General features: G+C 61.7%; 15 protein-coding genes and 1 pseudogene. All 16 read right to left on the bottom strand.

What is annotated here, in order from left to right:
• Nucleotides 1-20: 20 nt before the first annotated feature.
• The 16 genes and pseudogenes from TAN611_RS08895 to TAN611_RS08820 all read right to left on the bottom strand — a co-directional run bounded on the left by TAN611_RS08895 (nt 21) and on the right by TAN611_RS08820 (nt 19,286).
• Complete coding sequence (locus tag TAN611_RS08895; protein ID WP_238404527.1) at nt 21-1,373, bottom strand: VasL domain-containing protein; 1,353 nt, start codon at nt 1,371-1,373, stop codon at nt 21-23.
• A gap of 35 nt (nt 1,374-1,408) precedes the next feature.
• Nucleotides 1,409-1,864 carry a type VI secretion system baseplate subunit TssE gene (tssE, locus tag TAN611_RS08890; protein WP_105230576.1) on the bottom strand — a complete coding sequence of 152 codons (456 nt, stop codon included), beginning with the start codon at nt 1,862-1,864 and terminating at the stop codon, nt 1,409-1,411.
• Between the two features lie 24 nt (nt 1,865-1,888).
• A pseudogene (locus TAN611_RS08885) lies at nt 1,889-2,074 on the bottom strand (phosphatidate cytidylyltransferase); the annotation flags it as partial.
• Between the two features lie 72 nt (nt 2,075-2,146).
• Nucleotides 2,147-2,692, bottom strand: a complete 546-nt coding sequence (gene tssJ / locus TAN611_RS08880) for a type VI secretion system lipoprotein TssJ (RefSeq protein ID WP_105230575.1) — start codon at nt 2,690-2,692, stop codon at nt 2,147-2,149.
• Nucleotides 2,670-3,755: a type VI secretion system baseplate subunit TssG gene (gene tssG / locus TAN611_RS08875; protein ID WP_203067557.1), complete on the bottom strand. Its 1,086-nt coding sequence runs from the start codon at nt 3,753-3,755 to the stop codon at nt 2,670-2,672. The genes tssJ and tssG overlap by 23 nt, the downstream gene beginning before the upstream one ends.
• Nucleotides 3,719-5,473 (bottom strand): type VI secretion system baseplate subunit TssF, encoded by a 1,755-nt coding sequence (tssF, locus tag TAN611_RS08870; protein ID WP_203067556.1) that lies wholly within the window; start codon nt 5,471-5,473, stop codon nt 3,719-3,721. The genes tssG and tssF overlap by 37 nt, the downstream gene beginning before the upstream one ends.
• 43 nt (nt 5,474-5,516) lie before the next feature.
• Entirely contained in the window at nt 5,517-7,109 is a 1,593-nt protein-coding gene (gene tssA, locus TAN611_RS08865; protein WP_203067555.1) for a type VI secretion system protein TssA, read from the bottom strand.
• Nucleotides 7,109-10,519 (bottom strand): ImcF-related family protein, encoded by a 3,411-nt coding sequence (locus tag TAN611_RS08860; protein ID WP_203067554.1) that lies wholly within the window; start codon nt 10,517-10,519, stop codon nt 7,109-7,111. The genes tssA and TAN611_RS08860 overlap by 1 nt, the downstream gene beginning before the upstream one ends.
• A complete protein-coding gene (locus TAN611_RS08855; protein WP_238404526.1) occupies nt 10,503-11,642 on the bottom strand; it encodes a hypothetical protein in 1,140 nt (379 codons plus the stop codon). The genes TAN611_RS08860 and TAN611_RS08855 overlap by 17 nt, the downstream gene beginning before the upstream one ends.
• Nucleotides 11,639-11,896: a PAAR domain-containing protein gene (locus TAN611_RS08850; RefSeq protein ID WP_015671830.1), complete on the bottom strand. Its 258-nt coding sequence runs from the start codon at nt 11,894-11,896 to the stop codon at nt 11,639-11,641. Before TAN611_RS08850 ends, TAN611_RS08855 begins: the two co-directional genes overlap by 4 nt.
• Before the next feature lie 13 nt (nt 11,897-11,909).
• Nucleotides 11,910-14,351 (bottom strand): DUF2235 domain-containing protein, encoded by a 2,442-nt coding sequence (locus TAN611_RS08845; RefSeq protein ID WP_203067553.1) that lies wholly within the window; start codon nt 14,349-14,351, stop codon nt 11,910-11,912.
• On the bottom strand, nt 14,339-14,866 hold the full coding sequence (tli1, locus tag TAN611_RS08840) for a T6SS immunity phospholipase A1-binding lipoprotein Tli1-KP (RefSeq protein WP_203067552.1): 528 nt from the start codon (nt 14,864-14,866) through the stop codon (nt 14,339-14,341). Before tli1 (TAN611_RS08840) ends, TAN611_RS08845 begins: the two co-directional genes overlap by 13 nt.
• Nucleotides 14,867-14,937: 71 nt before the next feature.
• A complete protein-coding gene (locus TAN611_RS08835) occupies nt 14,938-15,465 on the bottom strand; it encodes a DUF3304 domain-containing protein (protein WP_187043331.1) in 528 nt (175 codons plus the stop codon).
• Nucleotides 15,466-15,536: 71 nt separating this feature from the next.
• A complete protein-coding gene (gene tli1, locus TAN611_RS08830; protein WP_203067551.1) occupies nt 15,537-16,064 on the bottom strand; it encodes a T6SS immunity phospholipase A1-binding lipoprotein Tli1-KP in 528 nt (175 codons plus the stop codon).
• Between the two features lie 78 nt (nt 16,065-16,142).
• Entirely contained in the window at nt 16,143-16,907 is a 765-nt protein-coding gene (locus TAN611_RS08825; protein ID WP_187043333.1) for a DUF4123 domain-containing protein, read from the bottom strand.
• Nucleotides 16,908-19,286, bottom strand: coding sequence for a type VI secretion system Vgr family protein (locus TAN611_RS08820; protein WP_203067768.1), 2,379 nt, complete (start codon nt 19,284-19,286; stop codon nt 16,908-16,910).
• Between the last annotated feature and the right edge of the window lies 1 nt (nt 19,287).

Here is a 19,287-nt window from a genome sequence, read left to right as displayed (position 1 = left end):
CCCGGCGGCGTCGCGCTGCGTTACCGCACCTCGCCCGGCCTCTTTTCCGCGCCGGCGGACTGTTGTAAAAAGTAGCGCGTCTGCAGCTGCTCAAGCGCCATTGCCGCCTGTTTGCGCTGCGCCTCTGAGCGGCCGGCGCTATAGCGCCGCAGGCGTTCTTCCACCGGCGGATGGTGGTTAAACGCCTGGGTGATGGCGAACACCGACGATTTCAGCTCGCTGACGGTCATATATTTACCGTGCTTTTCATCCAGCCCGTTCAGCCGGCTGGTCAGCTGCTGCAATTTCTGCATCCCGTCGCGCCAGCCGAGGAGCGAGGTTGCCGGCAGCGCGTTGGCCTCCAGATGCTGCCGCCACGCCTGCTGCATTTCCGCCACCTCGGGATTATCCGGCCACAAGGCCTGCGCCTGTTCAATCAGTTGCTGACCATAACGCAGCGGCCAGTCCGGCGGCAGCGCCATCAGCCACTGCAGTTGCTGACGGGTTTGCTCCGTTAACGCATCGGCCTGCGGCGGCGACGTTAATGAAAGATGACGCAGCGCGCCTAGCTGCTCCCTGCTTAGCGTGCCCGGCAGCGGCGTCAGCGAGGCGGTCAGCTGTTGCTCCGCCGCTGACGGCGCGCTCAGACTGTGCCAGCCCCACAGCAGCAGCCCGCCCGCCAGCAGCGCGCTACAGGCGCCGGCCAGAAACGCCCTGACGGGGCGCACGCCGCGCGGCGCTGTTGCCACCCTCTCCTCCGCCGGCTCCGGCGGCACCACCAAGACCAGAGGCTCCGCAGCGGCCGGCTCATCGGCGTGACTGACCACCGCCTGCGGCGGCAGCGCGACGGCCGGCTGCTGCCATGCATCGCGCGGCATATTTTCCAGCCGGGCAATCGCCTGCCGGATCCGCAACTGCATCCCTTCCGTACGGCTGGCCTGTTGCAGCTCATGGCGCGCCAGCGTCTCCGCCAGCCGTTCCAGGCTCTTTTCCAGCTGATACAGCCGTTCCAACTCATCGCGGTCGTCCAGCGCCAGCGTGCGGAACACATTCTGCAGCCGCTGGTTGAGGCCGGTAATAATCTCCACCCGCGTATGCACATTGGTCGGCCACATCACCGACCACTGGTAGGCCGTCAGCACATTGACCAGCGCCAGCCCTTCCTGCATGCCCGCCAGCCCGGCAATATGCACCCGCGCCAGCGTATACCAGGCTGCGGTTTGCAGATCCACGCCGTTATGTTCAAACAGCCGTAGGCACAGCGACTCCACCGTGCGCCATTCAACGTCCGGCCGCGCCGGGTGGGACAGTTTCATCAATTCATCGCGCAGCACGGCGTAGTCCGGCAGCGCGCGCGGGTCGCCGCCGATTTTAAGGTGTTTATCCTTGTTCACGGGAATGGTTCCGTTAGAAATTAGAGAGAGGAAAATTAATAAGCGGGCGTGGTATTAATGCGTTGTTGTTGCTTCAGATGCCGCAGCAAGACTTTGCCCTCCGGCATAAATTCGGTGCCGTAGCGCACCAGCCCGAGGCCTTTCAGCTCGGCGTCGATGGCGTAGCGCAGTTCACCGGGCGCCGTCTGTTCCAGCATGACGACGCTGATGCTCTTCAGGCGCGGCTCATACTTCAGCAGCACCTCAGAGAGCGTGGTCATCAGCTGATGCGCCGTGCCGGGCATGCCCTGCAGAATTTTGCTCATATCCGGCAGGCCATAATCCGGCAGATGGGCCAGCGTACCGGCCCGGGCGTTGAGGATGCGCTGCAGATTATCCAGCACCGACAAAATCACCTGGTTTTCTTCGCTGACCAGGGGCAGGTCGAGGCCGCCGGTAAAATTGCCGTAGAGCATGTCGTATAAAGAGGGGGCGTTGTGGGCCTGTGTCATAGGTTCTCCTTACGGGTGGCCACATCAGGTGAAGTAAAATCTGACGAGGTGGAAAAATACCGGCGCGGCAAAGCACAGGGAGTCGATGCGGTCCATCATGCCACCGTGGCCTTCTATCATCGCGCCGAAATCCTTGACGCCGCGATCGCGCTTAATCGCCGACATACACAGCCCGCCGGCAAAGCCCAGCAGAGCGATCAGGATTCTCAATGTCTGGTGGCCGCCGGTGCCAACGACGGCCTTTCGTTTACTCACGGGTGATAGCCGCACGACGCGTTGCCGCTATGTCTCCCGCTCCGACAACAGCGTCAGGCTGTTGCCATCCGCCGCTAAAACGCGCGCCGTATCCGGATCCAGCGCTTCGCGTGGCAACACCAGCCGCCAGCTGTTTTTCTCCATATCCGGCTGGCGGAACAGCCCGACGACGGCCACAAATTTCGCTGCGGCATCCATTGGCATATCAAGAATGGCGGCATTGCCCGGTTTGAGCACCACATCGCGGCGGGCGAGCAGATCGCCGGTCAGCAGCGTTTCATCCTCCTTCAGCAGTTGCCGGTAGACCAGCGTGTCGAAGGCTTTACGATCCCGCAGTTGATAAACGCGAATCATCAGCGGTTGTGACGCGGAATTGCTCTCGCGCGCATCGGTATTCAGCGCCTCACGGGCAACAAAATCCAGATGCAACACCTTTATTTTTTTATAAAAAATGGACGTCACGGTCGATTTGGCGCCATCGGTAACGCTCTGGGTCAGGCCGCACCCTGCAAGGCCGAACGCCATGACGGGCAGCAGAAGACAAGCGGTTTTAGTCAAATTGGTACGCAACACGTCGGTTTCCTTGTATTGTGACTGCCGGCTGCAGGCCGCTGTAACAGCCGAGTTCCGTGGTAAAAGTCCGGGGAATATCTGCGGGAAGCGCCTCGTCTTCCACACCGAGCACGCCGTTCATTCCCAGCCAGAGCGGCGCTTCGCCCAGCGCCGGCGCCGCCAGCAGGCCGGTGCTGACGGCAAGCCGGATGCGGGCCTTAAAACGCCAGCCCAGATAAACCCGCAGCATCACCAGAAAATCCTGATAGAGCTGTCCGTCCGGCATCCAGCCCAGAACCTCCCGCTCGCAGTCGGTAGCTAGTTCAATCAACAAGTGGCTGCTGGTGTCCATCGCTTCTTCACCCAGCACCTGGTTGCCGTCCAGCAAAAAATCGTCATCATCCGCAAAGCCGAGCGGCCGCTCGACCGCCACCGCCCGCAGGCAATAAGGACTGACGCGCACGCGGGTGTGCGGCGCCAGCAGCTGCACCAGCGCCTGCAGACCCTCCTGGGTTTTCCCCGGCAGGCGCAGTACGCCCAACAGCGCCAGAAAGCGCGAGACCGGGGTGGCAATATGATGTGCCGTGCCCGGGATCCCCAGCCCCACCAGCCCCAGCAGCGACTGAGAGATGGCGTCGGCGCCGCCGGACTCAAAGGTGGCCGGGTAGGAATACTTGCGCCAGATGCGGTAAAACTGAGTCAGGATCCTGTGGTTGAAAATATCAAGGAACCCCTGCAGCGCCTCATGCCCTTCCCTGCGCTGCGTAATATCGTCCAGATAGGCGGTCGGCAGCGGTGAATCGACGCCGTACAGCCCCATAAAGGTGGTGCGCACCTTCGGCGGCGCATGCGCATCCTCTTCATGATATTCAACGGCTTTCAGTTCACTGGCCGGAAACCCCATGCCCGGATGGGGCACCAGCCGCAGCGGATCGTCACCCGGTTTACTGGTCGCCCCTAACGGCGGACGCTGCGGATGGCGCTTTTCCAGCAGCTGGCAGAAACGATAAAAATTTATTCGCGTCAGTTCGGCTTCCAGGCGGGGAGTCAGCCGGGAATGCGGCGATTGTGTTTCTCTTCCCATTCCAGACGTTCTCCGGTCGGTTGCAAAATGATGATCAGGCGGTTAAACAGATAGATATCGGTATAGAGGGCAAAAAAACGGCTCAGCATTTCACCGAACAGACAAATATCCCCGTGGCCGGCAAAGCCCTGGCTGTCAAGCGTTACCTCAATCTGCACGCCCCGCAGCAGGTGTCCCTGTTCAAAACGCGCCGTCTCGCCGTGGCGGACATCGACAATCGCCTCCAGCCGGCGGCGGTTCATCTCGCTATCGCTCCACTCATACAGCGCCAGAGTACCGCGCAGCACCTCGGCGTTATCCATCATCGACAGGAAATTGCTGCCCAGATGGCTCAGTACGCGCCAGTGAAAACGGTCCCGGTCCGGCGGATAGCAGGGCTGCGTCGGCGCACAGAGGTTGCGCACCCGAATGCTGGCCGCGGTGGTTTTCATCACCGTATCCAGCACCGTGCTCTGCAGCGCCCGCCGCGGCAGCTGGCCGTTGGTGCCGGTAAGCGCCAGCGACAGACTTTCGTTGGCCGGCACCGTATGGTTATCGAACGCCTCGCCGCCCAGGATCAGCCAGGTGTTATACAGCCCGGACGGCCCCCGGCGCACGCGGGTGTGGTAATAATATTCCGGCGCCTCATGGCGCAACATGCCGCCCTTATGGCGAAAACTGGCAAACGGCACATAGGTATGGTTGCCGGACGACACCACCGCATCCACCGAGTAAATCTCGGTATGGCCGTCCTGTACCCGCATCGGGCGCAGCAGGTATTCGGTCTGCAGCGAATCGAGCGTCAGCGGATCGGACTCCAGCGGAAACAGGTTGATCACCGGCACGCAATGTAACCGCAGGTGCTGTTCCGTAAAGGTAAAGTCGTGTTGCCAGCGCTCGGCCAGCACCACCTCGATCTCGAACCACGCCAGCTGCGCCGGAAGCGCCACGGCGTCCATCCCCTTCAGACCGGTGAACATGAACTTCTCGCGGAAGGTGAAATACTCCAACAACAGCTGATAGCCGCTGAAACTGCTGTTGCCCGCCGGCCACAGGGCGTCATCATCACCAAAGCCCAGCGCCGTAAAATGGCCTTCCAGTGGCCGGCTGTCGGTCTCACCCGGCAGCCGCAGCCGCATACGGGAGACATTCATGGTGAAAGCCTGATGCATGGCGCAGGCCAGCGGCGCGTCGGCGTTCAGGTAGAGCGGGATGCAGCGGAGGTCGATACGGCTCCAGTCCGCCAGCCTGCTGCAGTTAAAGCGCAGCCGCACCAGCGAGCGGCCGTCCGGGTCCGTGGTCAGCGTCGCCGTTTCCAGCGACAGCGGCTGCAGGCACAGCTCCTGCGTGGTGGTGTAGCGACAACGCGTGCCCTTTTCGCCAATCGGCCGGGAGAGCACCTCAAAACCTTTGGCAATGCCCATTTTCTCTTTCATTTCCCGCCAGTCCGGGGTGAACTCCACCACCGACATCGACGGGATGGTACGCAGATAATGCGGCCACAGCAGGCTGACCAGCCCTTCGGTCAGCTCCGGCAGGTCATCATCCAATTTCTCGCGCAGCCGCCCCATCAGAAAGGCAAAGCCCTCAAACAGACGCTCGACGTAAGGGTCGCGCGCGCCGGTCCTGTCCAGGCCAAGCATCGCCGCGCGTTCGGGGTGAGCCTGGGCAAACTCTTCGCCGGCTTCCAGCAGGTAGCGCATTTCGGCGTCGTAATAACGCAGGGTTAGATCGTCCATAAAAACCTGATTATCTGAGGTGAGTGTGATTGCAAAAAAGCGTTCAGCCGCACAGTACCGCGGCGCGCGCCGGGTCAATGGCGATCAGGCCGGCCAGCAGCGCGTCCATCTCCGGCTGCTGACGGACTTTATCCGCCTCGCTGCGCGCGGCCTTCTGGCGCAGCAGCTTCAGACGCCGGGCTTTAACCTCAAAGACCATGTCCGGCGACCACTGGCTCAGCGTCAGCGCCTGAGCGCTGTTGTCCAGTTCGCCCAGCAGATGCAGCGCCATCTCGTTTTTGCCGTACTGCTCCGTGACTCTGGCCATCAGCAGGCGCTGCAGCCAGCGATCGCGCGGCGACGTGACGCCCGGCCGCGCCTGCAGCCAGCCCAGCGCGGCTTCAATGCCGTCGCTGTCGGCTCTGGCCAGCACTTCCGGCTCCAGCGTCAGCAGGTCATCATCCGCCACCGCAACGCTGAGCGGCCCCTCATGCCAGCCCGTGGGATCGTCCAGCACCTGCTGGTTAATCCAGCCCAGCGTCACTTCATCGGCAAAGGGCGTGCCGTCATTAAATGCCAGCGACTCCAGCCCCGGCAAACGGCTAAGCAAGCCCCGCAAATCGCGGCTGATAATGTCCGCCCGCACCGTGTCCGCATCGGTTTTCTGCAGCGCCTGCCAGATGTACCACTGCACATCCAGCCACAGATGGTTAACTCCCTGAGCAAACAGGTTGTCCGCCAGTTCCAGCAGTTCCGCCCAGCTCTGCTGGAGGTACAGCCGCTTGAGGTGCGCACGGTGATCCGGCTTGGGCGCAGCGAGGCGCGTGCGGCCGCTGGCGTCCAGCGGCGGCAGCGCCGTTAAGGTATCCCAGCGGACGCTTTTCATCAGATGGTGGCCGGCCAGCCAGCCCCCTTCGCAATCGCGCAGATACTTCGCCAGCATTTTTGCCTGATCAAGCAGATCGCGCCCTGAATTCACGGCATGCGCCGTCGGCAGCGCCGCGCCGGCGGACGCCGGCTCCGCGTTTTCTTCACGGCTGGTCTGCGGCACCAGCGTGCCGGCGCCGCCATTTTGCGCCAGTCGCGTTTCCAGCGCCTGATACAGCGCTGACAGCCGGGGGCGGCTCGCCTCATCCCACCGTTCCATGGCCTGCTCGACCAGCAGCAGCGCGCCCGTCACGCGCCGCATCGTGGCCGGATCAACCTCCGGGTACAGGAACAGACTGTCGAGCATCCGGCCGCTGCCCAGCCACTCCAGCGCGCTTTTACGGCTGCGCTCGCGCTGCGGGTGCAGCCCGCCGTCAAACTGCTGCAGCATCGCGGCCAGCAGTTCCAGCCCCTGCGCTAGCCCCGCCTCGCCGTCCTGGTGCAGGCGCGCCCAGATGTAGAAGGTCACGACACGAATATCCTTGCAGCGCTGCGTCAGCAGCCTTTCCGCCAGTTGGCAAATCAGGCCGGTATCAATGCCAGACAGCTGATTGACCTCCTCGCGGATACGCTGAAAATCATCGTCGTAGCCAGGGTCTTCCCCCGTGGGATTTTCGGCAGAGAGCGGCAGTAGCCAGCTTTGCCACTCTTGCACATAGCGACGCGCCTGCTGTATCAGCTCACCGTCATCCGCCTGGCAGGCGGCCACTAAATTTTGCAGCTGGCTCATTACTTCACTCCGTTCATCTCAACATCATCCATAGATTCCGCCAGCGCCTGCTCAGCCACGCGGAAGATCTGCCCCGGCAGGGTAAAGTTGCGCAGTTGCAGCAGCGCCAGCGGGCCGCTGCCCAGCTGTGAGCGCAGCACCCACTGCAGCGTGCGGCCATCCGGCGCGCTGAAGCTCATCATCCACCGGCTGCGATCCAGCTGACTCCGTTTGCCCTGTTCCAGCCAGCGGATAAACCCCCAGGTGCCGCCGTAGTCACCAAACAGCCGGGCGCCGGCGTTGGTGCTGCTCCAGGTCAGCATGGTGCCCGGCTTATAGGTATCTCCCGGCCAGCGGAAAGCCTGCCATTCAGCCATCTGATTGAAGTAACGCAGTTTCTGGCCGTCAATAGTCAGCGTGGTTTCCACCACCTGAGGCGTCGGACGGGCCTGAAGCTCAAAGCCGATCCCCTGGCTGCCGTCGGTAAACAGAATGTCCGACAGCTGGCTGAGCTGGTTAACCGCTTTCAGAAACGCCGGGTTCACGTTCAGCCCCTGACTGTTGGTTTTATCCACCACCCACCGGCTGCCCTCTTTATGCAGGACGCCGCCCAGTTCCTGCGTCAGAAAACGTTCAATGCGGCCGGTGTCCTTGCGGATAAACTCCGCCAGCATCGGCAGCGAGGCTTCGCTTTTACTGGCGGCGAACGGATAGCGGCCATCGAAGGCACTCTGCCAGTTGCTGACCACCGCCCTGCGCCACTTGCCGTTCAAGCTGGCGGCGGACGGTTGCAGCACGGTTTCCCAGGCCTGCGTCAGCGGCTGGACGAACATCGTCTGCCCGAAGCCGCTCCACTCCTCGCCGAGGCTGGCGGCCATCAGGCTGCCGTACTGCTGGGTGTCGGTCAGATCGACGCTTTTGCCCTGAAATACCGTCTGCGCCAGCGTCTGCATCTTTTCCTGCGGGTCCGAGGCGCTGGCCACCTGCTGCAGCCGTAACCGCACGCGGGTGATGCGGGTCAGGTAGATTTGCAGGCTAAGGGTGCCATCGGCCGCCATCACCTGACCGGCCGGATTTTTGCCCATCAGGGTCAGCAGCGGGCCGAAAGCCTCATCCAGCGGGCCAACCGGCCCGGCCGCGCTCTGATCGATGGCCGGCCGGCTGTCGCTGTGGATCAGCTCTTTCGCCGATTTGAGCAGCGAATCGGACAGCGCCTTGCTCTTCTGCCCGGTTTGCCCCTGCCAAGCCAGCGTATTCATCAGGGCAATCAGCGGCGACTGTCGTACGTCGCCCATCAGCGTCAGTTGGTCGGTCACATCGGCAATGGTGCTGGCCGGCTGCCAGTGCAGACCGTTGAGGAAACCGAGCCAGCTGCCGGCAAAATCCGTGAAGTAACGCTGCGTCAGGCGGGCCTTCAACGCTTCCGGCGAAATATCCGCCGCGACGCCCTGGCTGCTGTCGCTCAGCACCCAGTCGATTTCATCGCGCCGGGCGTTGGCCGCCTTCTCTATCGCCTGCTGAATGCCCCCTTCCCAGGCCTGACGGGTGAACATGCCCGGCACCACCTCCCGGCTGTCGAACAGCCGCCGGGCATCGGTGCCGCCGGTCATATCTTCCAGCCGCAGATCGGCAAAGTTACGGCGCACCGATTTGAGCATATTTTCATACAGCGTACTTTCGGCGTTGCGGCGCCCGATCTGCTGTAACAGCACCTGACGACTCTGGCTGACCAGCGCCGCATCCGGGGTGATTTTCCAGCCGGGCTGATGGGCCAGTTCGGCGATATAGAACGCCCACAGATCCGGCGTCAGGCTCTGCCACAGCCCGGTGGAGATGCCCCGGGGCGCAGGCTGCACCGCCTGCAGGGTTTGCGCATAGAAAGCGGCGTCGATCTTATCCGGGCGCGCCATCATCAGCCAGGCCTTCAGCCGATCGTAGCCGGGTTTGGCCAGCGCGATGCGCTGCGGGCTGTTGGGCGGAGAATTCACCAGCTGGGTCAGCTTTTGCCGCAGCGCATCACTGGCCGGATCGCGGATCAGGCGGTTATTTGCCACGCCGTACCAGGGCAGCATCGCGGCCAGCAGCTGCGGATTGTGATCCAGACCGAAACGCTGATACCAGGGCGCGCCTGCGCGGCTATGCTGCTGCAGACGGCCGGCGTCGTTGCGCAGCGCATGCAAAGCGCCGAGCTGCTCATCCGTCACCGCCGGCCGGGCGACCAGCGCCTGCGCTTTGTCCGCCACCGTGACGATTTGCTGGCGGTTGGCAACGAAGGAAATCGTCATCCCCACGGCCCACAGCCCGATGCCGGCCATCACCGCCAGCGCCAGCGTCTGTTCCCAGGCCATGCCGACCCGGCGGCCGCGGACGCGGTCATCAAGGATGCCCTGCCAGGCGTCCGAGAAGGTAACGGCATGCGGGGGCAACGCCGTAGAGACGCTCTCCCTGCTCCCTTGAGCCTGTTCGTCAACCGCATCCGGCAGGCTGAACATCAGACCGCGCAGCGGCACGCGCTGCTGCGCGCCGTACAGCCACGGTGCCAGCGCATTTTTCCAGCGCACGCCACCGCCCTGTTCAAACCACTGCGCCAGACGCAGCAGAAAATCAAAGGCCCGGTTTCCCGCCACCTGGGATAGACCCTGTTCACGCAGCTGCGGCAGCAGCTCGGCGAGCCGGGCCGCCGCATCGTCCGTGCTGCCCCGCGCCGGCAGCGTGATGCCTACCGGCTGGGGTTTCCGGCCCGTCTGCAGCCAGTCGCTATCACACAGCTGCCACAGCCAGACCGGCGGCTGATAGCGCAGCAGGTCGCCGATTTTTTCCAAGCCGCGCAGATCGCTGTCGCTCAGCTGCGGCGTCAGCGACTGGTCTTTATTCAGCACGCGAATGATACCGTCCAGCGGGCGGCCGCGGCGCAGCGTGCGCAGGGCGGCGTATTTTTCGCGTTCGGGTTCCGATGTCAGGCTACCGCCATAAATCAGCACGGTGCGGCTACCCTCGAGCCAGCGATGGGATTGCAGGCCAGGAACCAGTTGTTCAATCGCGGCGTCATCACCGCAGATCAACAGCAGACGCACGTTACGGCGCCAGAACGGGCCGTAGCGAGAGCGGAGATGTTTTTTCAGCGCGACATACGCGGTTTCACGCTCACTTGCCGTTGTCGGTTGACGCTTGCGGGATGTCGACGGGCTAACCTTGTCCTTAATCAGCAAGCGGAAAGCCATAAAACCCAGCGTCAGCAGGCTGAGCGCCGTTCCCCAGACGATAAAACCGGCGACGATCAGCGGACGCAACGCATCCCATTGCGTAGCACGTTCGCTCCCCCATAGCCACCATGCCAGCCCGCCTAGCAGGACCAGTAGCGTGGTCACAGCAATACAGACGGCGGCCGTGGCTGCCACAGAAATGACAGCAGGTTTATTGACGTTGTCCATCAGGTTTTACAATTCCAAGTGCGAGGGTGTTGATCGGGTCGCGGGCAATCCAGCCACACGGTTGTTGGTGGTGCGCGGCGTAAATTGCCGCCAGCGATAAAACGATCAGAGCGTCCATATCGCCGATATCTCCCCAGTAGGCATCCTGCAGATGCTGGCTGACGTCCCAGCCACTGGACGCCAGCGCCTCCAGACCGGAGTGGGAAAACAACGGGCAGGCCTCGGGGGGGGCTTCCAGTTCACTCTGTTCCAGCGCACGGGCACAGACCGCGGGCAAAGCATCCCCCCTCTCGGCCGAGAAAGCTTCTCCACGCGTCATTTGCACCGGGCCGTGCCGCCCGGCCAGCCACAGGACGGCGGACTCCCCGACGGGACGTTTGCTCCCGGACTGCGCGGCGACCACCTGACAGCCGGCGATCAGCACCGTGTCTTCAGGCCCGGCGTCGGCGAGGTAGCTGGCGATAGCCATCAGGCTGGCTTCCCCTTGCCAGGGGGCTGGCCGCGCCGGCAGCTGGAGCGCCGGGAAAGCGGCAGCCATTTGGGTGCGGAATGCCTGCCAGGCAACGTCGGCTCCCTGCCAGTAGCAGCGCAGCGGCGCGGTGAGCGTGCTTTCGCCACGCTGCCTTTGCCACTCAATAACCAGCAGTTCCGCCAGCCGCTTCTCACGCATACCGGCGTCAGCGGCAAAAATTTGCGGCAGTCTCAACGTGTTACCGCCACCTTCTCTTTTTTCTTCCGGAGGACGCTGCTCACGATTAAGCACCCGCAACCAGTCGGTTGTGCGCGTACCCGCAGGCCCCAGCAATACGCCTTCCCTTAACCAGAACGGCTGGCGATGCTGCGCCCACCACCGCTGCCGTTCATAGTCCACCAGTTGGTCGTAGAAAGCGGCGTTATGCACGCTGATACGATAGTACAGCAACCGGGCCAGCCAGCCGGTACCTGCCAGCAGCAGTGCCAGCAGGATACCGGTGGCGACCAGTAAACGGTTCCCTTGCGCAGACGCCAGCAGTGCGCTGGCGCTGCCGCACAGCAGTACCAACAGCGCCGCAGCCGACAGCCAGCGGGCGGTACTGGGCGGACGCGCCATTTTGTACTGCGGATAGTCAGGAACGCGCCTCACTGGTCAATACCGCAGTCGGGAAACGAGCTGACCAGCGTACAGCCGCAGGCGCAGCGATGGCCGTGCAGCGCCACCGGCTGCCCATCGATCGTGGTGCGCGAGCTGCCTTCCGCAATGGTGGTCATACCGTGTTTATTACAGCTCACCGGATCGCCCTTACAGGCAAACCCCTGACCAAAGCACTGATAACGCCCCGCCAACACCCTGCCGCCGTATTCCCGCAGTCGGTCCCCTTTACGGATGACTTTATTCATCGACAGCTCCTTCTCAGGCGATCGAGGTCAGGACTTGTTCAAGCCAGCTGGCCGGGATCGCGGCCTGCGCCCGCGCCAGCTGCTGTTCCGCCACCCGTGCTTTTTGCTGGGCGACCACGACGCCCGGCTCCCGGGTAAATGCCCGCAACTGTTCCCCGCCCGGCAGCTGCGGCACGGGTTCCCGGGTGATCCGATCCAGTACTTCAACCTGCAGCGCCCGCACAGCCCCGGTTGCCGCCAGTCCTGACAGTTTGCCGCTCAGGCTCTTTTGTTTGAAGCTCAGCACCACGCCGGTGGTCAGGGTGGCAAACCCTACCAGGTTGCCGGCGATCACCAGCGGCGACAGCGACTTATTACACTTGTCGCTGAAGTAAATCATGCGGTAGCGGAAGTAGCCGCCCCACATCTCGCGCGAACCCAGCGCGGCGTGCATAAACCAGGCGCGCGAGTCATGCACGTGATCGTCAAACAGCGCCCTGACCAGCCCGGCAGGCTGCTCCGCGTTGCTGGCCTCACCGGCTTCGGGGAACAGGATAGCCACGCGGGCCTCCCCGGCTGCCTTCATCCGCCGGTATTCCTGCGGCTCATCATCGGTATTGAGCACGAAAATCATCGGCTGCAGCACGGTATCCAGCACCGCCTGCGCCAGATTCTCCGGAATGCGGTAGCCGTCAAAGTAATCCTTGCCAAACTCCTTCGCCGCTTCAAACAGCTGGGTCTGCGCCATGTCCGGGTCGAAATCCTTGACGCCCGGATAGAGCACCAGATCGTCCATCTGGTCGGCGGGCTGTTTTGCAATCTGATCGTTGCGTAATTCAATAATATCTTGCTGTTTTTTATTCCGTGCCTTTTCAGCCGCCTTACGTGCGGCAGGCAACGCTTCGCTGTTCGTGGCGCGCTGGTAAAATGGCGTTTTCAGCATCGTTCCTCTGGCATAGCGGTCGATGCGCCAGGCGGTGAGCCAGGCAATCTGATTTTCGACCAGGCTTTCCAGACTGCCGCTGGCGCGCGGCGGATCGTAGCTGGCAGCCTCTTCAGCCGTAATTTTTTCTGGCGTGGTCAGATTCAGGGTAAGTTCGCGCCAGGCGTTGAAGCGTTTAACAAGTGTCCCATTAGTACCAAATTGCTCAATAAGATCAGGGGGCATAGCACGCCATGCATCTTTTTTAAGGTCTTCAGGCAGCGAGTCAATAGGTACTTTTAACGGTGATCCAGCTTGGAAACTTGCCACATAGAGTTCATTTAAAACTATCTGTGAAAGTAACAAACGGTCATCAATACCACTCGCCTTCCCCTGATCCCCCGGCGGATAACCGCCGCCCAGATCCGAGTGCATCCCCGGATACACCACTTCGGTAGCATAAGGCGGGTACTTGCCGTTACCCCGGCGCACCGAGTCCATCGGAAAGCAGAGGCGCTGTTCATGGCCGGACACCAGATGCACGCATTTTTTTATCAGCCCCGGGTAAGTTTCATCGCTCGGCAGCTCCATCGTGCCGTCCGCCCAGGACATATGCCCCTCGGCAATCGGCACTACGTGCGCCACCCCGACCGAGGCCACGGTGTCCAGCAGCCCGAGAAACTCCACGCTGATGGGCAGCTGCATTTCGCCAATCTGCAGGCACTGCGGGGGATTTTCCCCTGCCGCCGCCGGCGGCGGCAGCAGCTCGCTCAGCCAGCGCACAAAGGCGCGCGCCGCCGCCGCGCCGCGGGAAAAACCATAGACGTACAGCTTGATCCCTAACAGCTTCGGTTTGCCCGGCTCCGGCTGGGTCAGCAATGGCCTCAACTGCGGGGCTAACTCATTCAGTAAACGACAAAACTCCTCATAGCGGTTATGGCTGCCGCCAAACCACAGACGGTCCCAGCTGGTGCCCATGTTGCTGATGGACCGGCGACTCTCCGCAGTGGTCAGCCATTTTTCGGTGGCAGTAAACTTCAGCACATCAATAATACGCAGCAACGCCCAGTTAATACGCTCCTCCCCCTTGGTTGCGGCCACCAGCCCGAAGAGGGAATAATCCGGGTCGTTCACTTCCGGGAACGGGGTACCCACGCCTGGCATATAGAATTTAAAATATTTCCCCTCACCGTCTTCCGCCCCATCCAACAGCGCGCTCTGATCGTCGGTCGGTACTCCGCCAGCCGTACCGGTCCCGATAGTGGTGCGAAACAGGCGGGCAATATTGGTCGGGTGCTTCGGGTTTGACAGAAAAAGATCATTATTCAGGTTATTGCCGGTGCCGTCGAAAAACAGGCTGATATGCAGCGTTTTACAGCACGGCGGCTCCACGCGCCGTCCGGCGGCCAGACACAACTCCTGCCGGTAGAGCCGCTCGGCGCTGTTCTGCTGATAGCAGTTCTGCCCGACCTGCAGCGCCTGGGTCGGCAGGCGTCCCTGCGCCGGAAACGGCGGCGGCGCCCAGGCCAGATCGGTTTCTTTCACCTCGGACATACTTTCGGCTCCTTCATCCTGATGGGCTCTTTTATCGGGTAGTTGGCATTTCTCGGTGACCAGCAACTGGTTGTCACCTTCACCTCGTCGCAGGGCAAAAAGTGCACCGTAATACCGCAGACATCCTGGCCGTTATAGTCGGGGACCGGCACGGTTTTGCTGTGCTGGCGCTTTTGCGCATCAATGTTTTTTTTCCAGGCAAGATACTTTTCCTCATCAGCAAATCCGGGAAAACCAGCAGATGAACCCTGCCCAGTTTCCCATTCAATACGCACCGTCATGCCCGGCGTCCAGCGGGCGGGTACGCTGTAACAGCAGCCGCCACCGCCGCCCTGAAACGGGCCGATAATGTCGATACCCGACTGGTTATTGACGCTGAAATGGTTAATCGCCCATTTGGTGTGGTTGATGGCTTTGATGGTGCCGCCCCCGCCGCCGGCCTGCGCGACGGGCTGTGAACAGCCGGTTAACAGCAGCAGACCCGCCAGCAGCGGGCTTAACAGTGAATGTTTCATCTGACTTTCCTTGTATCACGCGTGCAGTCACGCTGAAATGAAGACGGGCGCCCAGGCCAGATCGGTTTCTTTTACCTCGGACATACTTTCGGCTCCTTCATCCTGATGGGCGCTTTTATCGGGTAAGCGGGGCTGCCGTAGGTGTAGCAACTGGTTGTCACCTTCACCTCGTCGCAGGGCAAAAAGTGCACCGTAATACCGCAGACATCCTGGCCGTTATAGTCGGGAACCGGCACGGTTTTGCTGTGCTGGCGGTGGCTGGCTTTGATTTTTTTTTCCCATTCCAGATACCTATCCCAATGTTCATACCCTGGGAAATCATCTGTCGATGCCTCCCCGCTTTCCCAGTCAATACGCACCGTCATGCCCGGCGTCCAGCGGGCGGATACGCTGTAACAGCAGCCGCCACCGCCGCCCTGATACGGACCGATAATGTCGATACCCGACTGGTGATTGACGCTGAAATGGTTAATCGCCCATTTGGTGTGGTTGATGGCATCAATGGTGCCGCCCCCGCCGCCGGCCTGTGCGGCGGGCTGTGAGCAGCCGGTTAACAGCAGCAGACCCGCCAGCAGCGGGCTTAACAGTGAATGTTTCATCTGACTTTCCTTGTATCACGCGTGCAGTCACGCTGAAATGGGGGGAGATTCCCAGTCCGGAGCAGTTTCCGTTACCGCGGACAGACTTTCGGCTCCTTCATCCTGATGGGCTCTTTTATCGGGTAGTTGGCATTTCTCGGTGACCAGCAACTGGTTGTCACCTTCACTTCGTCGCAGGGCAAAAAGTGCACCGTAATACCGCAGACATCCTGGCCGTTATAGTCGGGGATCGGCACGGTTTTGCTGTGCTGGCGATTCTGGGCTTTCATTTTCTTAGCCCAAGCAAGATATTGTTCCCTGTTCTCATAACCGGGAGATCCATCCATATCTCCAGCCCCTGTTTCCCAGTCAATACGCACCGTCATGCCCGGCGTCCAGTGGGCGGGTACGCTGTAACAGCAGCCGCCACCGCCGCCCTGATACGGACCGATAATGTCGATGCCCGACTGGTTATTGACGCTGAAGTGGTTAATCGCCCATTTGGTGTGGTTGATGGCTTTGATCGTGCCGCCCCCGCCGCCGGCCTGCGCGGCGGGCTGTGAGCAGCCGGTTAACAGCAACAGACCCGCCAGCAGCGGGGTTAACAGTGAATGTTTCATCTGACTTTCCTTGTATCACGCGTGCAGTCACGCTGAAATGGAGACGGGTGCCCAGTCCGGAGCGGCTTCCCTTCGCCATCAGTCAGTTTCTGCTGCACCAAGCCATTTTTGCATCACCCAGGCTTCACGCGCATCATCCAGAATAATGCCCTGATTGGTAGCCTCCACCATGCCCTGGTAGCAATCAGAAAACAGCGCCTGCCGCGATGCATAAACGCCCGCTGGCGGTGCGCGGTGCGCCAACAGCACCATGACATCACAGACGCACATCAGGTACTCCAGTTGGCGATCGCTGAGATCGATTTTATGGTTTTTTTCATCGCGAGCCTGAGGCGTGCCGCAACCTTTTATGCCCCTCGGGTGACCATCCATATCCTGCCATGCCCAGAACAGGGCCGGGCGCAACAAAGGCTGCTGTTGCTCCTCACTGAGGATGTGTGTAAAAAGCAGGGGAAATATCCGCGTATCGTAAAATCGCAAAATGCCGCCCCTTCCCTCCTGCAACACGTCCATGCACTGTGTTAACCAGGCCGTCAGGGCAGAGAACGGCCAGGGTGAACACAGCAGCAGCAACGGTGCCTGTACGGCAACCTGCCGGCTAATTTCCTGCAGCCACTGCTGCTGCTGGACATTGTCAAGCGTTATGCGCGCAATCAGCGGAGCATCATCGACAATAAACGCTTCCGGCAGCCCACGGTACAGCGATTGCCACTCTATCGACAACGCGTTCAGTGCCGGGATAACACTAAAATCCAGCCCGGCCTGATCAATGATCATATCCAGATAATCGATCCCGGATGCCCGACAGGCAGCGGCCACTTCCTCAATCCATGACGTAGTCATTTATGCCTCCCTTGGCACGAAGCCCTGCGCCAGCTGCTGCGCTTTTTTCAGACACTCTTTACACACCGATGCCGGTAGCTCAGGCAAGGGAAACGTCTCACTGGCTGGCCCCTGCAGATCGTGCTGACCTTTCAGGCTGATTAATCCCGGACCGTGAATTTCCACCACGCCCTGCGGCGTGAGGCGAATATAAGCCCCACCGCAGCCCAGAGTGATGCCATTTTTAGCCGTCAATTGCAGGTGTCCCTGTGTGGACTGGACGGTAATATCTTTCAGGGAGGTCAGCGATAAAATATCGCCATGTGACTCCATCTCCAACGGACCCTTGGCGGATACCAGCCGCATACCCTCGCTCTGCGCCAGCAGCGAGACGGCCTGACTGGCGTTTGCCGACAGGCGCTGTGCGCTGGTGAGGTTTACTTCGCCAAGGCTCTGCATATACAAACCGTTACCGCTGTGCAGCAACATCGTTTCAGGGGTCATGGCGCCCAGCCCTTTCGGCGCGCTCATTAGCAGTAACGGATCTTTCAGTTTGTCTGCGCTGTCCGCCAACTGTTTCAGTCCGCTGACCGCAGGGCTGTGGCTACGGTGGATCTGCGTAATACTGCCCCACTCGGCGACCTGATGCAGCGCGCCTTTCAGCAGGCTAATCACAGGCTGCATCGCCAGCACTTCGCCCTGCGCCTTTGGCTGGCCATCGGCGCTGATGAACAGCCCCTTCTGCGCCCGGATGGCACCCCAGCTGTCGGTGCGCAGCTCAAAGCCCTCGCCGCGCTTCTGCTTTTCCGCATCGACCAAATGACCGAGGTTCAGCTGGCTCTTGCCGCCGTACTCGGTGGAGACCTTGATATGCTCCTGGCCCCGGCTGTCGTCCAGGCGGATTTTGTTGTTCGCCGGCGTGCGCAGCACGTTGCGTTTGTAGTTGCGGATGGTGACCGGGTCCGGGTGCGCCGAATCATGCAGCACGCCGGCAATGTACGGGCGGTCCGGGTTGCCGTCCTCAAAGCCGATCGCCACCTCGGTGCCCGCCAGCAGCGGCAGGTGCAGGCCGTAGGTCTCCCCGGCGTAAGGCCGCGACTGGCGCACCCACAGGCTTTCAAAGCCGGTTTCCCAGTTCGACCGGTCAAACAGCATGTTGACCCGGTAGCGGCCGTCGCGGTCGATATGCCCGTAGCTGTCGTTCTCGGTGGTGCTGGTCACCCGCGCCGGCAGCGTGCCGGCCATCACCGGCCGCAGCGGCACGCCCGGCCGGTAGGCGTAGTCCGCACCGTCCGGGATCGCCTCAAAGCCGATCTCCAGACTTTTATCACGCCGCGCCGTACTGATCGTCCGCACGATCGCCACACCCCGGCGGAATACCTCCGCCACCTCCGCGCCGCCGCTCACCCTGACCACCTCGCCCGGCACCAGCGTCACGCTGCTGCTGACGCCGAACAGCCGGGTCTGACGGTTCAGGTAGCGTTCATGACGGATGCGGGCATAAAACGCGCCGCTTTCCGCAGCCGGATGGCGTTCCTCGCCGCAGCCAGCCGTCAGGTAGTTATCCGCATAGTGATAGGCATCGCCGTAGGTAGTACCGTCGCCGGCGCCAATCTCCGCCTGCGCATCCATCGCCTCCAGCGCCTGCCGGTAGTTGTAATCCCGCAGGCTGACCTGTTTTTCCACCACCTGATGGCGACTCTCCAGCCCCCAGCACGACTCTACGCCCTCGTCATGCTGGCCGGAGGGCGGCACCGACGGCAGCGTCAGCCCCGCGCCGTAGCCCTGACGGCCATCGCAAAACTCCACCACGTCGATATTCAACCGGGTGTCGGCGGTGAAGCGAAACCAGATGCCCAGCTCCCCCAGCAGCCGGGTGATAAAACGCAGGTCGTCCTCGCCGTACTGCATCACCTGCTCGCGCCGCGGGTAGTCCTGCGTCAACGAGAACAGGAAATCCTGACCGCGCATGCCGTGGCGCTCGCGCAGGATTTTCTCCACGATCTGCGGCGCAGACATATCCTGATAGATGGCGTTCTGCCGGCTGTGGGCCAGCAGCGCCAGCCGCGGCGACAGGGTCAGAGCGTAGCGACTCTCATCGTTGGTGGTGCCCAGACGCTCGAAGCCGGTAACCACGCCCTGGATCACCCGCAGCGGCTGCTGCAGTTTAATCGCGGCGCCCTGATTGAGCGGCGCCTGCAGCGTCAGCGACGCCGCCTTCATCAGCATCGCCTCCCGATGGATGCCGTGGTCGGCGCTGGTAAATTCAATCCGGTAGCTGAACGGTTTACTTAGTTCCTCCTGCCCCTCAAAGGCCAGCACGTCCAGCAGCGCGTCGCAGTCCGCCACCTGCAGCAGGTGGTGGCTGTGGCTGAAAATCACCGCAAGCGGATTTGCCATC

The organism is Serratia sp. Tan611, from assembly GCF_905188235.1.
Classification (GTDB): Bacteria; Pseudomonadota; Gammaproteobacteria; order Enterobacterales; family Enterobacteriaceae; genus Serratia_B; species Serratia_B rhizosphaerae.
The sequence above is the reverse complement of the archived record's forward strand: the minus strand, read 5'-3'. Positions and strand labels throughout refer to the sequence as shown.